Origin of the sequence: Pseudoroseicyclus aestuarii, assembly GCF_003217255.1 — a bacterium.
Taxonomy (GTDB): Bacteria; Pseudomonadota; Alphaproteobacteria; order Rhodobacterales; family Rhodobacteraceae; genus Pseudoroseicyclus; species Pseudoroseicyclus aestuarii.
This window is the reverse complement of sequence record NZ_QJTE01000004.1, coordinates 260,022-281,555: the sequence shown is the minus strand read 5'-3', so window position 1 is coordinate 281,555 and position 21,534 is coordinate 260,022. Positions and strand designations below refer to the sequence as shown.

At 67.9% G+C, this 21,534-nt stretch carries 21 protein-coding genes and 1 tRNA gene; 19 read left to right on the top strand and 3 right to left on the bottom strand.

Annotated elements, in window-relative coordinates; genetic code table 11:
• Positions 1 to 17 precede the first annotated feature (17 nt).
• On the bottom strand, positions 18 to 878 hold the full coding sequence (locus tag DFP88_RS13195; protein ID WP_110815158.1) for a lysophospholipid acyltransferase family protein: 861 nt from the start codon (positions 876 to 878) through the stop codon (positions 18 to 20).
• 174 nt (positions 879 to 1,052) lie between these two features.
• On the opposite strand from DFP88_RS13195, the gene hisD reads away from it, so the two are divergent.
• From hisD to DFP88_RS13180, 3 genes are read left to right on the top strand one after another with little or no spacing between them, the layout of a single operon-like run.
• On the top strand, positions 1,053 to 2,366 hold the full coding sequence (hisD, locus tag DFP88_RS13190; RefSeq protein ID WP_110815157.1) for a histidinol dehydrogenase: 1,314 nt from the start codon (positions 1,053 to 1,055) through the stop codon (positions 2,364 to 2,366).
• Entirely contained in the window at positions 2,363 to 2,842 is a 480-nt protein-coding gene (locus DFP88_RS13185; RefSeq protein ID WP_110815156.1) for a UPF0262 family protein, read from the top strand. The genes hisD and DFP88_RS13185 overlap by 4 nt, the downstream gene beginning before the upstream one ends.
• A gap of 5 nt (positions 2,843 to 2,847) precedes the next feature.
• Positions 2,848 to 3,321 (top strand): arsenate-mycothiol transferase ArsC, encoded by a 474-nt coding sequence (locus DFP88_RS13180; protein ID WP_110815155.1) that lies wholly within the window; start codon positions 2,848 to 2,850, stop codon positions 3,319 to 3,321.
• 82 nt (positions 3,322 to 3,403) lie between these two features.
• Here the strand turns inward: DFP88_RS13180 and DFP88_RS13175 are convergent, their stop codons facing one another.
• A complete protein-coding gene (locus DFP88_RS13175) occupies positions 3,404 to 5,188 on the bottom strand; it encodes a PRC-barrel domain-containing protein (protein ID WP_110815154.1) in 1,785 nt (594 codons plus the stop codon).
• Positions 5,189 to 5,397: 209 nt separating this feature from the next.
• Between DFP88_RS13175 and infA the strand changes: the two genes are divergently transcribed.
• The 5 genes from infA to DFP88_RS13150 all read left to right on the top strand — a co-directional run bounded on the left by infA (position 5,398) and on the right by DFP88_RS13150 (position 7,687).
• Positions 5,398 to 5,616: a translation initiation factor IF-1 gene (gene infA / locus DFP88_RS13170; RefSeq protein WP_018300988.1), complete on the top strand. Its 219-nt coding sequence runs from the start codon at positions 5,398 to 5,400 to the stop codon at positions 5,614 to 5,616.
• Between the two features lie 10 nt (positions 5,617 to 5,626).
• Complete coding sequence (locus DFP88_RS13165) at positions 5,627 to 6,226, top strand: Maf family protein (RefSeq protein ID WP_110815153.1); 600 nt, start codon at positions 5,627 to 5,629, stop codon at positions 6,224 to 6,226.
• Positions 6,223 to 7,275: a ribonuclease E/G gene (locus DFP88_RS13160; protein WP_110815253.1), complete on the top strand. Its 1,053-nt coding sequence runs from the start codon at positions 6,223 to 6,225 to the stop codon at positions 7,273 to 7,275. The genes DFP88_RS13165 and DFP88_RS13160 overlap by 4 nt, the downstream gene beginning before the upstream one ends.
• Before the next feature lie 2 nt (positions 7,276 to 7,277).
• Positions 7,278 to 7,487 (top strand): DNA gyrase inhibitor YacG, encoded by a 210-nt coding sequence (locus DFP88_RS13155; RefSeq protein WP_110815152.1) that lies wholly within the window; start codon positions 7,278 to 7,280, stop codon positions 7,485 to 7,487.
• Between the two features lie 125 nt (positions 7,488 to 7,612).
• Positions 7,613 to 7,687 (top strand) — tRNA-Phe (locus DFP88_RS13150).
• Positions 7,688 to 8,003: 316 nt separating this feature from the next.
• On the opposite strand, the gene gcvA is transcribed toward DFP88_RS13150, so the two are convergent.
• Positions 8,004 to 8,900: a transcriptional regulator GcvA gene (gcvA, locus tag DFP88_RS13145; protein WP_181418642.1), complete on the bottom strand. Its 897-nt coding sequence runs from the start codon at positions 8,898 to 8,900 to the stop codon at positions 8,004 to 8,006.
• Positions 8,901 to 9,076: 176 nt separating this feature from the next.
• Between gcvA and DFP88_RS13140 the strand changes: the two genes are divergently transcribed.
• The 11 genes from DFP88_RS13140 (at position 9,077) to DFP88_RS13090 (ending at position 21,214) form a co-directional block, all read left to right on the top strand.
• The gene (locus DFP88_RS13140; protein WP_110815150.1) at positions 9,077 to 10,255 is read left to right on the top strand and encodes a hypothetical protein; all 1,179 of its coding nucleotides are present in this window, start codon (positions 9,077 to 9,079) and stop codon (positions 10,253 to 10,255) included.
• Positions 10,256 to 10,260: 5 nt separating this feature from the next.
• Positions 10,261 to 11,343, top strand: a complete 1,083-nt coding sequence (locus DFP88_RS13135) for a ketopantoate reductase family protein (protein ID WP_110815149.1) — start codon at positions 10,261 to 10,263, stop codon at positions 11,341 to 11,343.
• Complete coding sequence (locus DFP88_RS13130) at positions 11,340 to 12,464, top strand: Gfo/Idh/MocA family protein (RefSeq protein ID WP_245904813.1); 1,125 nt, start codon at positions 11,340 to 11,342, stop codon at positions 12,462 to 12,464. The genes DFP88_RS13135 and DFP88_RS13130 overlap by 4 nt, the downstream gene beginning before the upstream one ends.
• On the top strand, positions 12,461 to 14,056 hold the full coding sequence (locus tag DFP88_RS13125; protein WP_220032335.1) for a DUF885 family protein: 1,596 nt from the start codon (positions 12,461 to 12,463) through the stop codon (positions 14,054 to 14,056). Before DFP88_RS13130 ends, DFP88_RS13125 begins: the two co-directional genes overlap by 4 nt.
• A complete protein-coding gene (locus tag DFP88_RS13120; RefSeq protein WP_110815147.1) occupies positions 14,053 to 15,063 on the top strand; it encodes an ABC transporter ATP-binding protein in 1,011 nt (336 codons plus the stop codon). Before DFP88_RS13125 ends, DFP88_RS13120 begins: the two co-directional genes overlap by 4 nt.
• Positions 15,060 to 16,046, top strand: a complete 987-nt coding sequence (locus DFP88_RS13115; protein ID WP_110815146.1) for an ABC transporter ATP-binding protein — start codon at positions 15,060 to 15,062, stop codon at positions 16,044 to 16,046. The genes DFP88_RS13120 and DFP88_RS13115 overlap by 4 nt, the downstream gene beginning before the upstream one ends.
• 102 nt (positions 16,047 to 16,148) lie before the next feature.
• The gene (locus DFP88_RS13110; RefSeq protein ID WP_110815145.1) at positions 16,149 to 17,075 is read left to right on the top strand and encodes a 2-hydroxyacid dehydrogenase; all 927 of its coding nucleotides are present in this window, start codon (positions 16,149 to 16,151) and stop codon (positions 17,073 to 17,075) included.
• Between the two features lie 68 nt (positions 17,076 to 17,143).
• Positions 17,144 to 18,751: an ABC transporter substrate-binding protein gene (locus tag DFP88_RS13105; RefSeq protein WP_110815144.1), complete on the top strand. Its 1,608-nt coding sequence runs from the start codon at positions 17,144 to 17,146 to the stop codon at positions 18,749 to 18,751.
• A 70-nt stretch (positions 18,752 to 18,821) separates the two neighbouring features.
• Complete coding sequence (locus tag DFP88_RS13100; protein WP_110815143.1) at positions 18,822 to 19,775, top strand: ABC transporter permease; 954 nt, start codon at positions 18,822 to 18,824, stop codon at positions 19,773 to 19,775.
• A complete protein-coding gene (locus tag DFP88_RS13095) occupies positions 19,768 to 20,655 on the top strand; it encodes an ABC transporter permease (RefSeq protein ID WP_110815142.1) in 888 nt (295 codons plus the stop codon). The genes DFP88_RS13100 and DFP88_RS13095 overlap by 8 nt, the downstream gene beginning before the upstream one ends.
• Before the next feature lie 145 nt (positions 20,656 to 20,800).
• Positions 20,801 to 21,214, top strand: a complete 414-nt coding sequence (locus DFP88_RS13090; RefSeq protein ID WP_110815141.1) for a VOC family protein — start codon at positions 20,801 to 20,803, stop codon at positions 21,212 to 21,214.
• Positions 21,215 to 21,534 lie beyond the last annotated feature (320 nt).

Here is a 21,534-nt window from a genome sequence, read left to right as displayed (position 1 = left end):
CAGGACAGGACGCCCGCTCAGGAGAAGGGCAGCAGCTTGCGGGTGGACCGCACGAGGCTGACGGTGGGCGCATCCTCGCCCCCGAGCGCCAGGGTCGCACGGCGCAGCATCTCGATCCCCTCTTCCGAGGTGGCCGGAAGGGCGGCGGGGCTGATCTCTTCGCCCACGGTCACGACGAAGGGCTGGCGCGCCTTGTTCAGCATCTCGTGGAACAGGGTGATGTCGCGCAGCGTCGGGTGCATCAGGTCGAAGAGGTAGAACAGCACCGAGTTGCGGGCGCGGATGTTCACCGGGATCACCGGCAGCTTGAACTTGCGCGCCAGCATCGCCGCCGAAGGCATCCAGGGCCGCTCATACAGGCGCAGGCCCTTGCGCTTGGCCAGCCGCCCGGCGGGGAAGATCACGCCAAGACGTTCCTCCGCCACGGCCTGACGCGTGAGATCCATCGTCAGCTTGGTCTTGGAGTGGCTGCGCTTTTCCTTGCGCCATTCCACCGGCACGATGAAATCCGACATCTGCGGCATGACCCGCAGGATGTCGCCATTGGCATAGACGTAGAGATCGGGCCTGATCCCGGCGAGCACGTGGTAGAGGATGATCCCGTCGGCGATGCCGGTGGGGTGGTTGGCGACGATCAGCGCCGGCCCCTGGCGGGGGATGTTGTGCAGCCCGCTGACGGTCAGCGTCTGCGCCAGCATCCGGCCCATGTCGCCCATGATCTTCGCGGTCGATTCGTCGCGATACTGGCCGCCCAGCTCGATCGTCTTGTCATAGGACAGGGTGCGATTGAGGACGCTGCGCATGCCCCGGATCATCGGGGAGGGCCGGAACAGCCAGGGGGCCCGTTCGGCGATCAAGGGGTCTATGCGTTCTTGCATGAAGCTCAGAGGACCATGACGACATGTCAGTTCTGTAACCATCTAGATCATGCAGCCCCGTTTGGCGAGTGTTCGCTGTCACCTGCCGCAGCGATGGCGAAACGGTGCCGCTGCAGCTGGGCAGTTGAGCGTCCCCGCGCCGGACGCTATGGCCCCTTGGAAAGGAGCCGTCCGATGCCGCAGTACCTGTCCACGCTCGATCCCGATTTCGAGACCGCCTTCACCGCCCTGCTTTCGGCCAAGCGCGAGGACAGCCCCGACGTGGACGAGGTCGTGCAGGCGATCATCGCCGATGTCCGCGCCCGCGGCGATGCCGCGCTGATCGAGCTGACCGCCCGCTTCGACGGGCTGGAGCTGACGCAGGACAGCCTGCGCATCTCGGCGCAGGAGATCGACGAGGCGGCCACGCAGGTCTCCTCCGAGGATCGCGCCGCGCTGGAGCTGGCAGCAGAGCGCATCCGCGCCTACCACGTCCGCCAGCTGCCCGAAAACGCGATGTGGACCGATCCCGACGGCGCCTCGCTCGGCTGGCGCTGGACGCCGGTGCAGGCAGCGGGTCTCTACGTGCCCGGCGGCACGGCGGCCTATCCCTCTTCGGTGCTGATGAATGCCGTGCCGGCCAAGGCCGCCGGGGTCGAGCGACTGGCGGTGACGGTGCCCGCGCCGGGCGGCAGGCTGAACCCGCTGGTGCTGCTGGCCTGCCGCATCGCCGGGGTCGATGAGGTCTACCGCGTCGGCGGCGCGCAGGCGATCGCCGCGCTGGCCTATGGCACCGAGACCATTGCCCCCGTCGACAAGATCACCGGCCCCGGGAATGCCTGGGTCGCGGCGGCCAAGCGGCGCGTTTTCGGCAAGGTCGGCATCGACATGATCGCCGGCCCCTCGGAGATCCTGGTGATCGCCGATGCGCAGAACGACCCCGACTGGATCGCCCTCGACCTGCTGAGCCAGGCCGAGCACGACGAGAGCGCGCAGGCGATCCTGATCACCGACGACGAAAGTTTCGGCCGCGCGGTCGAGCAGGCGCTCGAAGCGCGGCTGCAGGGGCTGATGCGCCGCGACATCGCCGCGGCAAGCTGGCGCGACTTCGGCGCGGTGATCATCGTGCGCGACATGGAAGAGGCCGCGGCCCTGTCCGACCGCATCGCGCCCGAGCACCTCGAGATCTGCTGCGCCGAAACGGAGGCCGTCGCCGCCAAGGTGCGCCATGCCGGTGCGATCTTCCTCGGGCCGATGACGCCCGAGGCGGCGGGGGATTACATCTCGGGGCCGAACCACGTGCTGCCCACCGCCCGCTCGGCGCGCTTCTCCTCGGGGCTGTCGGTGCTCGATTTTCTCAAGCGCACGACGCTGTCGCGGCTGACCCCCGGCGCGCTGGCGGCGCTGGGCCCCGCGGCAGAGCGTCTGGCGCAGGCCGAGGGCCTCGAGGCGCATGGCCTCGCGCTGCGGGCGCGGCTGGATCGGCTGAACGGGCCGGAGGCGGGATGAGCCACCTCGTCTCCATCGCGCTGGACGATGCCGGCCGCGCCCCGCCCACCCCCGAGATGGAGCAGGAGCGGCGCGTGGCCGTGCACGACCTGCTCGAGGAGAACGTCTTCGCCCTGCCGCCGCGCGAGGGGCAGCCCCGGCAGGAGGGGCCCTTTGCCCTCGTCCTCGCGATCCGCGAGCGGCGGCTGGTCTTCGACCTCAGTGCGCCGGACGGCGCCCCGGCGGGAGAATTCCACCTCAGCCTCGGGCCGTTCCGGCAGGTGGTGAAGGATTACTTCCAGATCTGCGAAAGCTACGACGAGGCGGTGAAGACGCTGCCGCCGGGCCAGATCGAAACCATCGACATGGCGCGCCGCGGTATCCACGACGAGGGCGCCCGCGTCCTGCAGGAGCGGCTGGAGGGGAAGGCCGAGGTGGATCTGACCACCGCGCGCCGGCTCTTCACGCTGATCTGCGTGCTGGGTCCGGCGGGGTAGGGGGCATGGGCGCAGCCGGGACCGCGCCGAAGACGCTGCCGCAGGCCGTTCTGTTCTGCTGCGATCACAATGCCATCCGCTCGCCCATGGCCGAGGGCATCATGAAGAAGCTCTACGGCGAGGCCTGCTACGTCCAGTCTGTCGGCCTGCGCAGCGACGCCGAGATCGACGGCTTCGCCATCGCCGTCTGCGCCGAGATCGGGGTGGAGCTGTCGCGCCACCGCTCGCGCAGCTTCGACGGGCTGATCGAGGAAGGGGACGACCTGTCCTCCTACGATCTTGTCGTCGCGCTGAGCGAGGCGAGCCGGCACCGCGCCGAGGCACTGGCCGAGCGCTGGCACATGGCGGTGGAGTACTGGCCCCTGCCCGATCCCGGCGCCCCCGGCGCGGGCGAGGGGCGCGAGGCACGGCTGGACGCCACCCGACGGATCCGTGACGCGATCCAGGCGCGCCTCAAGGCCCGATGGGCTGAGGGCTGACCCCAGGCGCGACAAAAGGCCGGGCAGAACGAAGAAGGGCCACCCCGCAGGGTGGCCCTTCTGCTGTCGCGCGAGGCGCGACTTAGTTTTCGTAGGCGGGCATCGCTTCGACGCTGTCTTCGGTGGCGTCGACATAGGCCCGGACGTCGCCGCCCATGTCGTTCACGAGGAAGGTGATCTCGTTGAACGGGATTTCGACGTTCTTCTCGCCGATGCCGAGGAAGCCGCCGACACCCACGATCACGCTCTCGATCTCGCCCGAGTCGCTGAGGATGATGTCGTTGATGTCGCCGATGGTCTCGTCGTCGACACCGTAGACGGCCGTACCCGTCATCTCGGTCGCCTCGATCGCGCCGGCTTCGGCCGTGGTGTAGCCTTCACGCTCGATGGTCGGACCCATCGGGGCCGCTTCGGCAGCCTCGGCAGACTCTTCGACGTCCGTGCCGACAGCTTCCTGCGGGTCGGCCTCGGTGGTCGGCTCATCGGCCACGATCTCGGCCGACTCGTCGGTGGCGGGCGCTTCGGTGGCGGCCGTATCGGCCTCCGTCTCGGCGTCGTCCATGGCCGGCTCTTCGGTCATCGCTTCGTCCGTGGCCGACTCTTCAGCCATGGCCTCGCCCGACGCAGGCTCTTCGAGCGTGGCCTCGTCTCCGGCCGGATCCTCGGTCACGGTCTCTTCGACCATGGCGCCGTCTTCGGCGGTGTCCTCGGTCATGGCCTCGTCGGTCATGGCCTCATCGGACACGGCGTCGTCAGCAGCCGGCTCGTCAGTCGCTGCCTCGTCGGCCATCGCCTCGTCCTGACCGTCTTCAGCGGCACCTTCGGCGTCGTTGACCGTCACGGTCGGCTCGCCCGACTGGACGAATTCGACGTTCGGCTCGCCGTTGTCGACGAACTGCACGCTGGGCTCGGCCGCTTCGTAGCTGACGGTCGGCTCGCTGCGGTTGATCGTGACTTCGGATTCGCCTTCGGAGTCCTGATAGTTAATCAGCGGCTCGGTCTGGACGAGGTTGACCTCGGCGTCCGAGACTTCGCGGGCCTCGGAGTCGTCGCTCGCGCCGGGGGTGTAGGTCTCACCGGTGTTGCGGTTGGTGACCTGGATACCCTCGTCGCCTTCTTCACCGTCGGCGCTGGTGGAGGGCATCAGCTCAAGCTCGACCTGCGGGTTGGCCTGCGAGACCGAGATGGTCGGCTCGGACTGGCGAACCTCGACCTGCGGACGGCTGTTGGCGACGTCCACGCCCGGCTCGGGCATCGTGATGATGATCTCGGGGGCCGGCTGCTCGATCCGGATGGTCGGCTGCGGCATGTCGATGGTGATGGTCGGAGCGGCCTGGCGCACGACGATCTCGGCTTCGCCCTCGGTCACGGAGACCTGCGGCTGGGCGCTGGCGACGTCGATCTCGGTCTGGCCTTCCTCGACGTCGACGCTCGGCGGCGTCTGGTCGAGGTAGACCATGCCCTGCAACGTCACTTCGTTCTCGACGGTGACGGTGGCTTCGGCAGTATCGGCGACTTCGCCTTCAGCCTCGCCATCGGCGTCGCTGGTGACGGTGACATCGGTGTCGGCGTCGACCTGCTCGGTCTCGGTCGCGTCGGGGTCATCTTCGGCGACGTCGGTGTCCTGCGTGGTCATCGTCAGGCCGGCCTCTTCGAGGTCGGACAGCACGATGGCGCACTGGTCGTCGTCGGCGCCATCGATCACGGCCATTACGTCGGCTTCGTTCACGGCATCGTTGTCGGTCACGCCTTGCTCGACCATCATGGCGAGGTTGTCGCAGGCGGCGGCGGTGGCGTCCTGAGCGTGCAGGGCGGTCGCGGCCGGAATGGTCAGGGCAGTGGTGACCATCAGGTGCGTCAGTTTCATCGTCAGTCTCCTAGAGGCTGTGCAGGTTCGATAGGCAAACACCTGCCGATGGAGGGCTGTTCCCCCTAAATTGTGTAAATCGCGACTGTTTCGTGTGCGATTTCGAGGCCACCGAGGCAGCAGGCGGCGTTTAGCCCTTGAAAAACGGGGGGCAGGCGCGCAAATCAGCGCCACTGCCCGCAGTGACGGGCGAATTTTCAGGAGACGACATGGCCAAGGAAGAACTTCTCGAATTTCCCGGTGTCGTGAAGGAGCTCCTGCCGAATGCGACGTTCCGGGTCGAGTTGGAAAACGGCCATGAAATCATCGCGCATACGGCAGGGAAACTTCGCAAGAACCGCATCCGCGTGCTCGCGGGGGACCGCGTTCAGGTCGAAATGACCCCCTACGACCTGACCAAGGGCCGCATCAACTATCGCTTCCGTTAAGGCGGGATTGGTGACGCAGGAAGACGCGGGCCGCCCGAGATTGATCCTCGGGTCCGCCTCGCCGCGGCGGCTCGATCTGCTCGCGCAGATCGGCGTGACCCCCGATGCGGTCCTCCCGCCCGAGATCGACGAGACCCCGCTCAAGGCCGAAACACCGCGCGACTACGTTCGCCGGATCGCCGCGGCGAAGCTTGCCGCCGTCGAGGCCGGGCCGGACGATATCGTCCTTTGTGCCGATACCACCGTCGCCGCCGGGCGCCGCATTCTGGGCAAGCCCGCGGACGAGGCCGAGGCCGAGGCCTTCCTTCGGCTGCTGTCCGGGCGGCGGCACAGGGTCATCACCGCCGTCGCGCTGCGCCGCGGGACCAGCATCTGGCAGCGTGACGTGCTGACCGCCGTGAAGATGAAGCTGCTCTCCAGCGCCGAGATCGCGGGCTACCTCGCCACAGGCGACTGGCGCGGTAAGGCCGGGGGCTACGGCATCCAGGGCCCCGCCGCCGCCTTCATCCCCTGGATCGGCGGCAGCTTTACCTCTGTCGTGGGCCTTCCACTGGCCGAAACTTCAGCCCTGCTGACCGCCGCGGGCCATGATCTATGGAGAACGCCGTGAAGGGCCGCCGCATCATCCTCGACCATATCGCCGGGCGCGAGGCCGCGGCCCTGATGGTGGACGGGGCGCTCGACGATCTGCTGATCGAGGACCCCGAGACCCCCTACCAGGGCGCGATCTTCCGCGGCATCTGCGACCGCCCCGTGAAGGGGCAGGGCGGCATGTTCCTGCGCCTGCCCGAGGGCGGCAGCGCCTTTCTGCGCGGCGCCAAGGGTCTCAGCCCCGGTCAGCCGCTGCTGGTGCAGGTCACCGGCACTGCGGAGCCGGGAAAGGCCCTGCCTGTCACCCAGCGCCTCCTGCTGAAAAGCCGCTATGCCATCGTCACCCCCGGCGCGCCCGGCGTGAACCTCTCGCGCCGGATCGACGACGAGGAAGAGCGTCTGCGCCTGCGCGCGCTCGCGATGACGCTCTGGGAAGAGGCCGATGTGCCCGAGGACACGGGCCTGATCCTGCGCTCCTCCACCGCCGGGGCCGAGGAAGAGGCCGTCGCCGCCGATATCGGCGAGATGATCGCCCTTGCCGCCGCCCTTGCCGGTGACGCGCAGGGCGACAAGCCCGAGGCGCTGACCGAAGGCGACGGCCCGCATCTCTACGCCTGGCGCGAATGGACCGCCCCCGATGTCGTGACCGAGCCCGGCGGCTTCGCCCGCGAGGGCGTTCTCGAGGCCGCCGAGGCGCTGCTGCGCGCCGAGGTACCTTTGGGCGAGGGGACCATGTTCGTCGAGCCGACGCGGGCCCTCGTCGCGGTCGATGTGAACACGGGCGGCGACACCTCGCCCGCCGCGGCGCTCAAGGCCAATCTGGCCGCCGCGCGCGCCCTGCCGCGGGCGCTGCGCCTGCGCGGGCTGGGCGGGCAGGTGGCGGTCGATTTCGCGCCGATGTCCAAGGCCCACCGCCGCCAGGTGGAGCAATCGCTGCGCGCCTCCTTCCGGGCCGACCCGATCGAGACCTCGCTCGTCGGCTGGACCACCGGCGGGCTATTCGAACTGCAGCGCAAGCGCGAGCGTCTGCCGCTGGCGGCTATTCTCCCCGCGATCCTTGCAGGATGACCATGAGCCTCTGCCCCCTCTGCGGCAACGAGACCGTGCCCGCCTACCGCCCCTTCTGCTCGAAGCGCTGCGCCGATCTCGACCTCGGCAAGTGGCTGGGCGGCGGCTATGCCATCCCCTCGGCCTCCGACGATCCGGACGCCCTGGAAGAGGCGCTGGACGAGGCCCTGCGCGAGGGCGCGGCCGCCGACGACGACGAGCCCCGGCACTGATCCCGGCCCGCGCCGCAGCCTTACGCTGCGGCGCATCGCGCGCGCGTCTTCGGGGGCTGGACAGTCCCGCCCGCCTCGCCTAGAAGGCCCTCACCCGACGCGAAGGCCTCCTTCGACGTCCCCGTGCCTGGGTAGCTCAGGGGTAGAGCAGTGGATTGAAAATCCTCGTGTCGGTGGTTCGATTCCGCCCCCGGGCACCACTATTCTCCTGAAGCACTGATATAATTCCAGTATCTGGAATAGTGTCCACGAGTCTGAAGGCGTGGTGGACACCTCAGCCGATCTCGAGCCCCTCGATGGCCGTCATTGCGGCGGCCTCGCCTTTCCCGCCACGCCTAATGCGCGAATGAGCTTTGGTGATGGTGGCCGCTGGATCGCCCGAGCCGTCTGCAGAGGGTCAGAAACTGGGAGCCCGCTCAACGAGCGCCCGCCCGCTGATGACAGCGACCCCGATTTCGCAATCCGCCAACTGAATTTCCACGGCCCGCCGGGTGCACGATCAGTAAGCACGCCGCCTCAGGCGTCGCGTGCCTCCTGCGCGAGCCAGCGGCGAAAGGCCCGGACGCGCGGCAGGTCGCTCTTGCCCTCGGGCGTCACGAGGTAGTAGCCGCCGGGTCCGTTCACGCGCACCGGGAAGGGCGCGACGAGGTTGCCCGAGGCGATGTCGGTCTCGACCAGGAAGGTCGGCAGAAGCGCCACCCCGAGACCCGAGACGGCGGCCTGCAGGACCATGAAGAAGTGCTCCAGCTTCAGGCCCCAGGTCATTGCCGCGGGATCGATCCCGGTCGAGCGGAACCAGTGGTCCCAGGCGCGCGGCCGGGTGGAATGGACGATCAGCGTGTGCCGGCGCAGCATCTCGTAGTCCACCAGCGGGTAGGGGCCGTCCATGATCCGCGGGCTGCAGACCACCTGCATCTCCTCGGACATGATCGGCTGCGCGACATGGTCCGGCCATTCGCCGTAGCCGAAGCGGATCGCGGTATCGATGGTCTTGTCGTCCTCGACCGAGGGGCCGTCGCTGGCCACGATGTTGAGCGAGATGTCCGGGTGGCGCTGCTGGAAGGAATTCAGCCGCGGGATCATCCACTTGGTCCCGAAGCTGGGAACGATGCCGACGGTCAGCGTGCCGGTGCCGGCGCGGGTCGAGGTCAGCTCCAGCGTGCCGGCCTCGATCCGGTTCATCGCATCGCTCAGCAGGCCGGCATAGTAGCGGCCCTGCTCGGTCAGCTCGATCACCCGGCTGCGGCGGGTGAAAAGCTCGATCTCGAGATAGTCCTCGAGGCTGCGCACCATCCGGCTCGCGGCGCTCTGCGTGACGTTCAACTCCTCGGCCGCGCGGGTGAAGCTGCCGTGGCGAGCGGCCGCCTCGAAGCTGCGCAGCGCATTGAGAGAGGGGAGGGTTCGGCCGGCCATGTGCATTCCTTCAACTCATGCATGGCCAAGCTTTAGGCCGCTTGCGACGCAGCGCAACCTGCCGTGTCATGCAGCCGTAACGAAGAGGCCTTCCCCGTCTCGCCCGTGCCGGAGACGCCGCCGATACGGGCAGGGCCCACATGGGCGGCGGCGCACAGCAGTACAGAAGGAATACCATGAGCCTGTCAAAAATCGGTCGCCAGCTGACTGCCGTGACCATGGGAATCGACCGTTTCGAGCGGACGCGCAACGATGGCCGCAGCCTGCTCGATGGCGAGGGGCTGGTGCCGATCTTCATGGGCGACGATCTGGTCACCGCGCGGGACTACAGCAGCTGGGAGGCCGCGCAGTCGGACCTCAGCGGCCTTCAGGACGATGTCGAGGCCCTGCCGAAGGGCGAGCGTAAGGTATTCATGGAGGGAATGCTTTCGTCGCTGCGCCTTGCCGTGAGGCTTTTTTCCGGCGGCTCTCCGACCTTCGAGGAAAAGGTGGTCGATCTCGTCGGCGCGCCGCGCGGCAAGGTCGATGCGGCCATCATCGAAACCGCCCGCGACAACATCGACCGGCTGCTGGCGCAGGCCGGCTTCACCGATGGCAGCCTGCCCGAGCGCGTCGCGAAATGGGAGCAGGAGCGGGCGGTGGACCCGGCCCGGCTGCAGGAGGTCTTCACCGATCTCATGGCCCAGGCCAAGGCGCGCACGGACGAGATGATCTTCGACACCGGCGACTACACCATGGCGCTGAACCCGGTCTCGGACGTGCCATACACGGCGCGCTGCAACTTCGACGACGCGAAGATGGACCTGAACACCGATCTCAGCTTCACGCGCTCGGCTCTCAAGCATCTGGTGTGCCACGAGGTCTACCCGGGCCATTCCACCCAGCTTCTCTACACCCGGGCCGAGGTCGATGCCGGCCGGTCCACCATGGATGCGCTGCTGATCACCGCCAATGCCATCACCGGCTGCGTGCAGGAGGGGATTGGTGATCAGGGCGTGCAGCTTATCGACTGGATCGAGGACGATGACGACCAGATCCAGCTCGAGCTGCGGCGCCTACGCTCCGCCGCGCAGACCACCGCCGCCTGGGTCTACATGGTCGAAGGCAAGCCCGCCGAAGAGGTGATGCGCTACCTGCGTGAGGTCGCGATGGGGCAGGAGGCCTGGGCCCGCGGCCGCCTGCGCATGGCGGCCCACCCGTTCCGCGGCCCCTTCATCGCCTCCTACTGGGCCGGGAACGAGGCCGTGCGCGCGGTTCGCGAACGGATCCGCCCCGAGCAGAAGCCTGATTTCCTGCACGCGCTGCTGGGCCGGGCGCAGAGCCCGCGCAGCCTCGACATGTTCCCGGCGGAGTGACGCAGATGAAGTTCACCATCATCGGATCAGGCGCCATCGGCGGCCTCGCCGGGGCCTGGATGACAGAGGCCGGGCATGACGTGACCCTCGTCGACCGCTGGGCCGAGCATGTCGCCGCGATGCAGGCCGACGGGTTGAGGGTCGACGGCGTGCGCGGCGACAGGCATGTGCGGGTCAAGGCCGCCATGCCCGCCGATCTGACCGCGCCGCTGGGCGTGGTGCTGATTGCCACGAAGTCGCAGCACGCGGTCGAGGCGCTGAAGGAGATCGTGCCGCTGCTCGATGCGGAAAGCTGCGTCGTCTCGTTCCAGAACGGCTTCAACGAGCCCGACCTTATCGCCGCGCTGGACGAGGCGGGGCTGCCGGGTGCGCGGATCGTGATGGGCTCCATCCCCAATTACGGCGGTGCGCTGGTCGATCCCGGCTATATCGAGTTCGTCCACGAGGGGCCGATCCAATTGGGCGAGATGGACGGCACCCTGTCGGACCGGCTGACGGAGATCGCAAAGGCCCTCTCCGCGCTGACCGAGGTTCAGGTCTCGGACCGTATCTGGGGCCAGATCTGGGCCAAGGAAGTCTACGCCAGCCAGGTCGTCTTCTCGGCCCTCGTCGACGCCCCGATCCGCGAGACGCTGGGCAACGAGCGCTATGCCCGTATCGCCGGCGCCATCGTGAAGGAGGCGCTGGAGATCGCGGATGCCAAGGGGATCGACGTCCAGCCCTTCGACTTCTTCGATCCCGCGAACTACCGGGTGAAGACGGCCGATGACACGCGCAAGCTGCTCGACAACGTCAACCACGCGATCTGGCTGCTGAAGAAGGACCAAGACACCAAGCCGGCCCACCAGTTCAAGAAGAAGGGGTCGGGCATCTGGTGGGACATCGTCTACCGCAAGCGCGCCTCCGAGACGCGGTCCTCCAGCGGCAAGCTGATTGCCTACGGCGAAGAAGTCGGCGCCGACACGCGGCTGAACGCGAAGCTCTTCGAGATGATCTACGAGATCGAGGAGGGGCAGCGTCCGCTCGGCTTCCAGAACTACGATGAACTCGAGGCCTATGTGGCCGATTGCGGAAAGACCCTGCCATGAGTGACGAAGCCATGAGTGACGAAAAGCTAGGTGTCGGCGTCATCGGCACCTTCGCATGGGCCGACAAGGCGCATCTTCCCGGCTACAAGGCGCATGAGCGTGTGGACATCGTCGCCGTCTGCGACGTCAACGAAGAGCGGGCGCGGGCCGCGGCCGAGAAGTTCGGCGCGCGCAAGGTCTATACCGATGCCGCCGATCTGATCGCCGATCCCGAGGTTCGGCTGGTCGACGTCTGCACGCCGACCCATACGCACCTGCCGCTGTCGCTGGATGCCATCGCCGCCGGCAAGCACGTCCTGTCGGAAAAGCCGCTGCACACCGAGGCCGCGCCGGCCTTCGATGCCGCCGCCCGCGCCGATGCCGCCGGTGTGCGGACAAAGCTGGGCTTCACCTTCCGCTACTCACCGGCGATCCGCTGGATCCAGCAGGCGGTGGCGTCGGGAGAGCTGGGCGAGATCTACCACATCCACGGGTTCGAGCAGAACCAGCAGTGGCTCGACCCGGATTTTCCGCTGCGCCAGGTCGCGCCGGATGCGAAACGGGACGAACTGATCCCGTCTTCCATCGTCGGCTACGGCAGCCACCTGATCGACCTCATGCGCTGGATCGGCGGAGAGTTCGACAGCGTCGTCTCCAGCATGAAGAACTTCATCCCCGAGCGCGTCATCCGCGGCGAGGAAGGCCGCCAGCGCGTGCTGATCGACGACGGCACCGTGGGCCTTGTGGAATACGCCAGCGGCGCGCAGGGCACGCTGCAGACCAGCTACATCGCGGTCGGCAATTACCCGGGCGTCGAGATCCGGGTCTACGGCTCCAAGGGCGCGGCCATCGCGCGGCTGATCTCGGAATACGACGTGCAGGAGACGCTGCATGTCGCGACCAAGGAGAACTTCGAGTTTCGCAAGCTGGACCTGCCGGACAGCACGCTGCCGCCGGGCACCACGCTCGCGACGCCATGGCCCGAGCTCTATTACCGCAACCTCGTGCGGCACTTCGTCGACGAGATCCTCGAGGATCGGCCGCAGGAATGCACCTTCTTCGACGGCGCCAAGAGCCAGGAGATCGTCGATGCCTTCATCAAGGCGCATTACGAGCGGCGCTGGGTCGAGGTGGGCACGTGACCGATACGCTGGACGCCTATCTCGCGCATCGCTTCGACTGGCGGCCCGTGGATGCGACGTTCATGGGCGCCGAGGGGCATGACGACCGCCTGCCGCGCACCGGCCCCGGCGCCGCCGAGGCCGAGCTGGCCGAGATCGAGGCGCTTCTTGCGCGGGTCGAGGGCGACAGCGCCATGATGGCCTCGGACCGCCAGATGCTGCTGGCCGAGCTGCGGGTCGAACAGTCAGCCCTGAAAACGCGCCCCCGCCACGGCAACCCGGCCTGGCATACGGGCGAGGCGGGCTTTGGCGTGATCTCCCTGCTGCTGCCGCAGTCGAAGCCCTGGAAGGGGGCGGCCATTGCCGCCCGCCTCGCCGCCATTCCCGCCTTCCTGAAGGATGGGCGCGCAGCGATCGGCACGGCGCCCACGCCCGAGGGCTGGGTCCGGCGGGCGCAGGCCGAATGCGCCGCCCTCGCCACCTTCCTGCGCGCGGATATCCAGCTGCACGAGGCTTGGGATGCCGTCTGGTCCGCCCCCGCCGAAGCCGCCGCCCGCGCCTTCGAAGACTACGCCGCCAGCCTTGACGGCCTGCCGTATGCCGACCCGTCTTGTGGCACCGCGCACCTTGAACTGGTGATGCGCGAGCAGCATCGGCTGGAGTTCGGCCCCGCAGAGGCCGCCGCCCGGGCCCGCGACGCCTTCGATCGCATGGGCGCCGAGCTTGAGGAGATGGCCCGCGCCATCGATCCAAGCACCCCATGGCAGGAGCAGATCGCCGCGCTTTCCGCGACGCATGCAGCAGACGAGGCCGGCGTCATGGCCGAGGTGACGGCCCTCGACGCGCAAGGACTGGAGGCCGCGCAGGGTCTCGTCACGCCCGCCACCGGCTACGCGCTGGACTACCGGTTCTTCCCGGACTGGGCCCGGACCGTCAGCAAGACGCTATATTTCCTGTTCTACCGCTCGCCGCCCGCCATGAACCCGGGGCAGGGCAGCACCTATTGGGTCAGCCGTCCGGGGGACGACATGGCGGCCTACCTCGCCGCCAACAGCACCGCGATGCTCAAGACCGTGCATGCCGTCCACCATGGCAGCGTCGGCCATCACACGCAGAACGCCCGCGCCCGGCAGGCGCCCTCGCGCCTTGGCCGCCTCGCCGGTACAGACTGCGTCATGGGCCTAGCCTTCCTCGGCTCCGGCACCTTGATCGAAGGCTGGGCCTGCTACGTCGAGGACCTGCTGATGGAGGCGCCGGGCTTCTACAGCCCCGCCGAATGCCTGCTGCTCAAGTCCTTCGAGCGGCGCAACGCCGCCAGCGTCCTCGTGGACGTGAACATCCACACAGGCGCCTGGAGCCTGGAAGAGGCCGCGCGCTTCTATGCCGAAGAGGCAGGCTTTGCCCCGGCCCGCGTGGCGGGCGAAGTGACCCGCAACGCGATGTTCCCCGGCAGCCGCCTGATGTACTGGATCGGGGTCGAGGGCATCCGCGACTTGCGCCGCCGCTGGACCGGGACGACGCAGGGCTTCCACGACACGCTGCTGTCTCTGGGCCATGTGCCGCTGACGACAGTGGCAGAGCACATGGGCCGGCAGGGGATGCTTGCCGCATGACCGGGCCGCTTCTCGATATCCGCGACCTCGTGACCGAGTTTCGCACCGAGGCCGGTCTTCTGCGCGCGGTGAAGGGCGTCGACCTGACCATCGCGCGGGGCGAGACGCTGGCGCTGGTGGGCGAAAGCGGCTCTGGCAAGTCGGTCACCTCGCTGTCGGCCATGCGGCTGATCCCCGATCGGGTGGGCCGGATCGCGGGCGGCGAGATCCTGTTCCAGGGCCGTGACGGCAGGGTCCGCGATCTGGCGCAGCTGGACCAGCGCGCGATGAGCGACCTGCGCGGCTCCGAGATCGCGATGATCTTTCAGGAGCCGATGACCTCGCTCAATCCCGCGCACCGGATCGGTGCGCAGATCGCCGAGGCGGCGCGCCTGCACGAGGGGCTGTCGGCCAAGGCTGCCAGGGCCCGCGCCATCGAGATGCTGCGCCTCGTCGAGATTCCCGAACCCGAGCGCCGGGCCGAGGCCTATCCGCACCAGCTGTCGGGCGGGATGCGGCAGCGGGTGATGATCGCCAGCGCGCTGGTCTGCAACCCCTCGCTGCTGATCGCGGACGAGCCGACGACGGCGCTGGATTCCACCGTGCAGCTGCAGATCCTCGTCCTGCTCAAGCGTCTGCAGGAAGAGTTCCGGATGGGCATCCTCTTCATCACCCACAACCTTGGCGTCGTGGCCGAAATCGCGGACCGGGTCGCGGTGATGTACGGCGGCCGCATCGTCGAGGATGCGCCGGTGGACCGCATCCTCGAGGCGCCGCGCCATCCCTATACCAAGGGCCTGCTGGGCAGCGTACCGCGCACCGACCATGCCGCCCGCGCCAGCGGCCAGCGAGAGCGCCTCGTCCAGATCCCCGGCAGCATGGTCGATCCCTTGCGCCCGCCGCCCGGCTGCGATTTCGAGCCGCGCTGCGCCTGGTCCGGCCCCGCCTGCCGCGCCGCCGTCCCGCCGCTGGAGGCCACGGGGCCGGAAGGCCACGCCCGCTGCATCCGCTGGAAGGAAATCGCATGAGCCAGCCTCTGGTCGATGTCCGCGACCTCTCGGTCCATTTCCCGGTCGGGCGCACGATGTTCAACCAAGGCGTCACGGTCCGTGCCGTCGACGGTGTCTCGCTGTCCATCGGCAAGGGCGAGGTGCTGGGCCTCGTCGGGGAAAGCGGGTCCGGCAAGACGACGCTGGGCCGGTCCCTGCTGCGGCTGGTGGAACCGACGGGCGGCTCTGTCCGGCTGAACGGCGAGGAGGTGACGACAATGTCCCCGGCGCGCCTGCGTCGCGCCCGGTCCGAGATGCAGATCATCTTCCAGGACCCCTTCGCCAGCCTCAATCCGCGAATGAGCGTTGGCGAGATCCTGAGCGAGGCGCTGCACCTGCACCGCATCGGCACCCGCGCCGACCGGCGGGACAGGGTGGCGACGCTGCTCGAGAAGGTGGGTCTTCCTGCGAGCGCCGCACAGCGCCACCCGCATGAGTTTTCCGGCGGGCAGCGTCAGCGCATCGGCATCGCCCGCGCGCTATCCGTCAATCCCGCCTTCATCGTCGCGGACGAGCCGGTCAGTGCGCTCGACGTCTCGATCCAGGCGCAGATCGTGAACCTGCTGCACGACCTGCGCGAGGCGCTGGATCTGTCGATCCTGTTCATCGGGCATGACCTGTCGGTGATCGAGTATCTCTGCGACCGGGTGATGGTGATGTACATGGGCCGGGTGATGGAAACGGGGACCGTCGCCGACATCTACCAGCGCCCGAGGCACCCATACACGCGGGCGCTTCTCGATGCCGCGCCGCAGGTGACAACGCGGCGGCGGACCGACCGGATCATGCTGACGGGCGATCTGCCGAGCCCGGTGAACCCGCCCTCGGGCTGCATCTTCCGCACCCGTTGCCCCTTCGCGACCGAGGCCTGCGCTCAGGCCATTCCGCCGCTTCTGGCGCGGGCGCCGGGGCACGAGGTCGCCTGCATCCGGGCCGAGGAGATCGATCTTGCTCCGGCCTGACCCGCGCCCGTGCCGCCGGCCCTGCATGCATGAGTTCAGCGCAATGCATAGCCAAGTTTTTGAAGCGTTGTCCGACCCCTCCCAGCCAATAGCGTGAGACCCATGATACGCATCTTCATCGCATCCAAGGGCGACCGCGCCGGTCTTGCCCGGCTCTTCGAGGCCGAGCTTCCTGAGGCCGAGGTTATTACCGATCAGGCCGCGCTTGGCGCCGCGCCCTGTCCCTACATCGTCGTCGGCCGCCCCGATCCGGGCACCATCGCCTCGGTCCCCGGCGTCGAGGTCGTCCTCTCGCTGAACGCGGGGGTCGAGCATCTTCTGGCCTCGGGCGAGGTGCCCGAGGGGATGCCGATCGTGCGGATGGTCGACGACGGCCTGGCCGAGGGAATGACGGAATGGGTGCTGGCGCAGGTCTTTGCCTGGCACCGCAACATCCTGCACTACCTGCGGGTTCAGCCCCGGGCGGAGTGGGTGCCCGAGAAGGAGAAGCTCGCGCGGGACCGTGTCGTCACGGTTCTGGGCGCCGGCGCGCTGGGCGGACGGGCGGCAGAGACCCTCGCCGCCCTGGGCTTCGAGACCCGCGTCTGGAGCCGGTCGGGCAGGGACATCAAGGGCTGCCGCGCCTTTGGCGCCGAGGATCTGGGTGCGGCGGTGACGGGCGCCGAGGTGCTGGTCAACCTGCTGCCCCTGACAGCCGAGACCCGCGACCTGATCGACGCGGCGCTGCTGACGCGCCTCGCCAAAGGCGCCCTTTTCGTCAATGGCGCCCGCGGCGCCCATGTCGTCGAGGCCGACCTGATCGCGGCGCTGGACGAGGGACGCCTGTCCTGCGCCGCGCTCGACGTCTTCCGGACAGAGCCGCTGCCGGGCGAAAGCCCGCTCTGGCACCACCCCCGCATCCTCGTCTCTCCGCATGTCGCGGCGCCGACCCATCCCGGGCCGGCCGTCGCGGAGATGGCGGCCAACATCCGGCTCCATCAGGCCGGAGAGCCGATGCGGAACACCGTCGACCGCGCGGCGGGATACTGACCGCGCGCTTTTCTTCGATCGGGGCGCAGAACCCCGGCGGATCCAGTCCAACCAGGAGACAGAATACGATGACCAGATTCACACGCCGCGGCATGTTCCGGGCCACCGTCGCGGGCGCCGCCCTGACGGTGCTTTCCACCGGCTGGGCCGCGGCCCAGCAAAGCGGCGGCACCCTCGATGTCGGCCTGACCTACGAGATCGACACGATGAACGTCTATTCGACGGGCTATCTGGGCGATGCGCAGGCGACCATCGTCGAAGGGCTGCTGGCCCCCGACAAAGACGCCAACTACGTCCCCGTACTCGCGACCGAGGTGCCGACGCTGGACAACGGCGGGATCGAGCTGTCCGAGGACGGCGAGACCATGACCATCACCTACCACCTGCGCGAGGGCGTGACTTGGCACGACGGTGAGCCCTTCACCTCTGCCGACGTCGCCTTCACCTGGGAAGCGGTCAAGGATCCGGCCTTCATCGCCGAATCCAAGTCCGGCACCGAGACCATCGACAGCATCGAGACGCCGGACGATCATACCGTCATCGTGCACTACAACACGGTCGCGCCGGACTTCGCCTCGACCCTCTTCACCTTCGGCGTGATGCCCAAGCATGTTCTCGAGGGCGTCGACCTGAACACCGCCGAGTACAACGAACTGCCGATCGGCACCGGCCCCTTCATGGCCACCGAGTTCGAGCGCGGCCAGTATGTCGTGGCCGAGCGCAACCCCGACTACTGGCGCACCGCCGAGGACGGCACCCAGCTGCCCTATCTCGACCGGATCGTGTTCCACATCGTCCCTGACTCCAACACCGTCATGACGCAGCTGCGCTCGGGCGAGCTCGATCTCGTGGTGAAGACGCCCTACAATCAGGCCGCGCAGATCGAGGCGATGGACGGGCTTGAGCTGGTCGTCGGGCCGCTGCTCTCTTGGCAGCACCTCGACTTCAACTTCCGCAACGCGATGCTGGACGATCTGGCCGTGCGCCAGGCGGTGGCCCATGCCATCGACCGCGAGGTGCTGATCCGCGCGCAGGGCGGCTTCCCCGAGGCGATCAAGTCGATCGTCGTGCCGGTCTTCTCGATGTACGACGACACCACGCCCGAGCTGGCCTACGACGTCGACATGGCCAACCAGCTTCTCGACGAGGCCGGCTACGAGATGGGCGATGACGGCATCCGCACCAAGGATGGCGAGCGGATGTCCTTCGAGTTCGTCGTGACGGCGGGGAACGCGGATGACGAGAACATCCAGCAAATCCTGATGGCGCAACTCAAGGAGATCGGGATCGAGCTGGTCCCCGACAATCGTGCCGGCGTCGCCTACCGCGAGGCGCGCTACTCGGGCGATTACGACATGATCTACGGGCGCTGGATCACCTCGGCCGATCCGGTATACTCGGTCTTCTACGGCACCGGCGGGGCCAACAACGGGCAGGACTACTCCGACCCCGCGCTCGACGAGGTCCTGGCCACGCTGGAAAGCAGCCTCGATCCCGAGATCCGGCAGGAGGCTTCCTCGACCATGCAGCACATGATCGCCGAGGACCTGCCCTCGATCCCGCTCACGACCAACGTGGCGCTGATCACCAAGACGACCGCGCTGAAGAACTTCGTGCCGAACCCGACGAACATGACCAACTTCGTCAACACGGCCGACTGGTACCTCGAGGAGTGATCTCCGATACGCCGGTCGCGGATCCCTCCGCGGCCGGCCCTTCCGCTCCTGCCGCAGGGACTTCAACCACGTGAGCTTCAGCTTCCTCATCCGGCGCATCCTCGGCGCGATTCCCTTGCTCTTCGGGATCTCGCTGGTGCTGTTCACCATCATCCACCTCGCGCCCGGCGGGCCGCTCGACGTCTATGCCGACAATCCCTCCGTCTCGCCCGAGGCGCTGGAGCAGATCCGCGAGGCCTTCGGCCTCGACCGGCCCGTGCCGGTGCAATACGTGCTCTGGCTGCGCTCCATGCTGGTGGGGGACTGGGGTCTGTCGATCCGCACGGGCCGTCCCGTCCTGGACGAGATCCTGACCCGGCTCGGCCCGACGATGCAGCTTGGCGGCATCTCGATGCTGCTGTCCTTCCTCGTTGCCGTGCCGCTGGGCATCATCAGCGCCGCGCGCCGCGGCAGCCGCACGGACAGCACCGTCACACTTGCCGCCTTTGCCGGCATCTCGCTGCCGGTGTTCTGGTCGGCCCTTCTGCTTCAACTGGTGTTCAGCGTCTGGCTGGGCTGGCTGCCCTCGGCGGGGATGAAGTCCATCGGCGACGGCTCTGTCTCGGACCGGCTGCTGCACCTGATCCTGCCCGTCACCGTCCTGTCACTGGCCACCATCGCCAGCTGGAGCCGCTACATCCGCTCTGGCATGGTCGACGTGCTGAGCCAGGATTACATCCGCACCGCCTATGCCAAGGGCCGGCGCGAGGGTAGCGTGATCCTGCGCCACGCGCTGCGCAACGCGATGATCCCGGCGGTGACGGTGATCGCCATCGACTTCGTCACCATCATCTCGGGGGCCGTCATCACCGAGACGGTTTTCGCCTGGCCCGGCATCGGCCGGCTGTTTGTCGAAAGCATGAACGGGCGCGACTACCCGATGCTGATGGGGCTTATGATGATGGGCTCGGTCGGGGTCGTCGCCGCCAACATCATCGCCGACATCGTCTATGCCACGCTCGACCCGCGGATCCGTCATGGTTGACCTGACAACAGAAACTCTCGAAACGCCGCCGCAGCAAAGCCGAAGGCCGCTGCGGCAGATGGCCACGCGCTTTGCCCGGCACCGTTTGGCATTGATGGGGCTGGTGGTGCTGACCCTCATGACGCTGATCGTCATCGTCGGGCCGTGGCTGTCGCCCTATGCCTACGACCAGCAGGATTTTGCCCTGATCGGCATGCCCGGTGCGCCCTCGGCGGCCCATTGGCTGGGAACGGACGAGCTGGGGCGGGACGCGATGACCCGGCTGATCTACGGCGGGCGTGTCTCGCTGGGGGTGGGGCTGCTGGGGGCGGTGATCTCGACCCTCGTCGGAACCCTAATCGGCTCTCTCGCCGGCTTCTACCGCGGGGTCTGGGACATGCTGCTGATGCGGTTCACCGACGTGATGCTCTCGATCCCGACGCTGCCGCTGGTGCTGCTGCTTTCGACCCTGTTCCGGCCCAGCCCGGTGCTGCTGGTGGTGATCGTCGGCGGGTTGATCTGGATGGGCACCGCGCGCCTCGTCCGGTCGCAGTTCCTCGCCCTGCGCGAGCGCGAGTATGTCGAGGCAGCGCGGGCGCTCGGGGCAGGGGGGCCGCGGCTGATCGTTCGCCACATCCTGCCCAATGCGCTGGGGCCGATCACGGTGGCCGCGACGCTGGCGGTCGGCAGCTCGATCATGCTGGAATCGGCGCTGTCCTTTCTTGGCTTCGGCATCCTGCCGCCGGTGCCGACATGGGGGAACATCCTGAACTCGGCCAGTGGCTGGCTTGCCATCGCGCCATGGCTCGCGATCCCGCCGGGCCTGTGCATCTTCTTCACGGTGCTGGCGGTGAACTTCGTCGGCGAGGGGCTGCGCGACGCCATGGAGCCGCGGGGCTGACAGCATGGGCGACAGTGGACGCCTCGGGACCACAGTCCGGAATGAGGCAACAGCGCCTCTGCGCCTCTTAGCCTCCCTGAAGTGGACGTCCCGACCGTCTCGGGCGCCGTACGACATCCTGCAAACAACCTAGCCAGAGGCTCCCATGCAATCCCTCTTCCACCTCGCCATCCATGTCACCGATCTGGACGAGGCGCGCGCCTTCTACGGCGGCGTCCTGGGCTGCCGCGAGGGCCGCTCTGCCGAGACATGGGTCGATTTCGACTTCTTCTCGCACCAGCTGTCGCTGCACCTCGGCACGCCTTTCGCGACGACGCGGACCGGGAAGGTCGGCGATCACATGGTGATGATGCCGCATATCGGCGCCGTCCTGCGGCTGGAGGACTGGCTGGCCCTGGCGGACCGGCTGCAGAAGGCGGGCGTGGCCTTCGACATCCCGCCGGTCGTCCGCTTCGAAGGCCAGCCGGGGGAGCAGCGGACGATGTTCTTCTTCGATCCCTCTGGCAACCCGATCGAGATCAAGGGTTTTAAGGATTTCGACGCACTGTTCGCTTCGTGACGAAAGCAAATGCCGCCCTTCTTACGCATGCCTGCGCGCGTAATGCCCTCCGAGCTGACGAAGGGCTCCAAAATCCACCTCTGGTACTAAGCTTCATGAATGGCCGGCCCTACTCTGTCTGGATCTCGGACGGTTAAACGTTCTTCAGGCCTCAGCGTGCGCGACGATGTTTCTACCGGGTCGCCATACGCCGGTCTGCGCGTAGCACGGAGACTGCGGCTATTCGGCGAGCGGGCGGTACCGGCGGCGACCACCATGGTCGCTTGAGGGCGGAGAGCGGTCGTTCGCTGCGCTCAGGTGAAAGGTCGGCTCTGCGGACG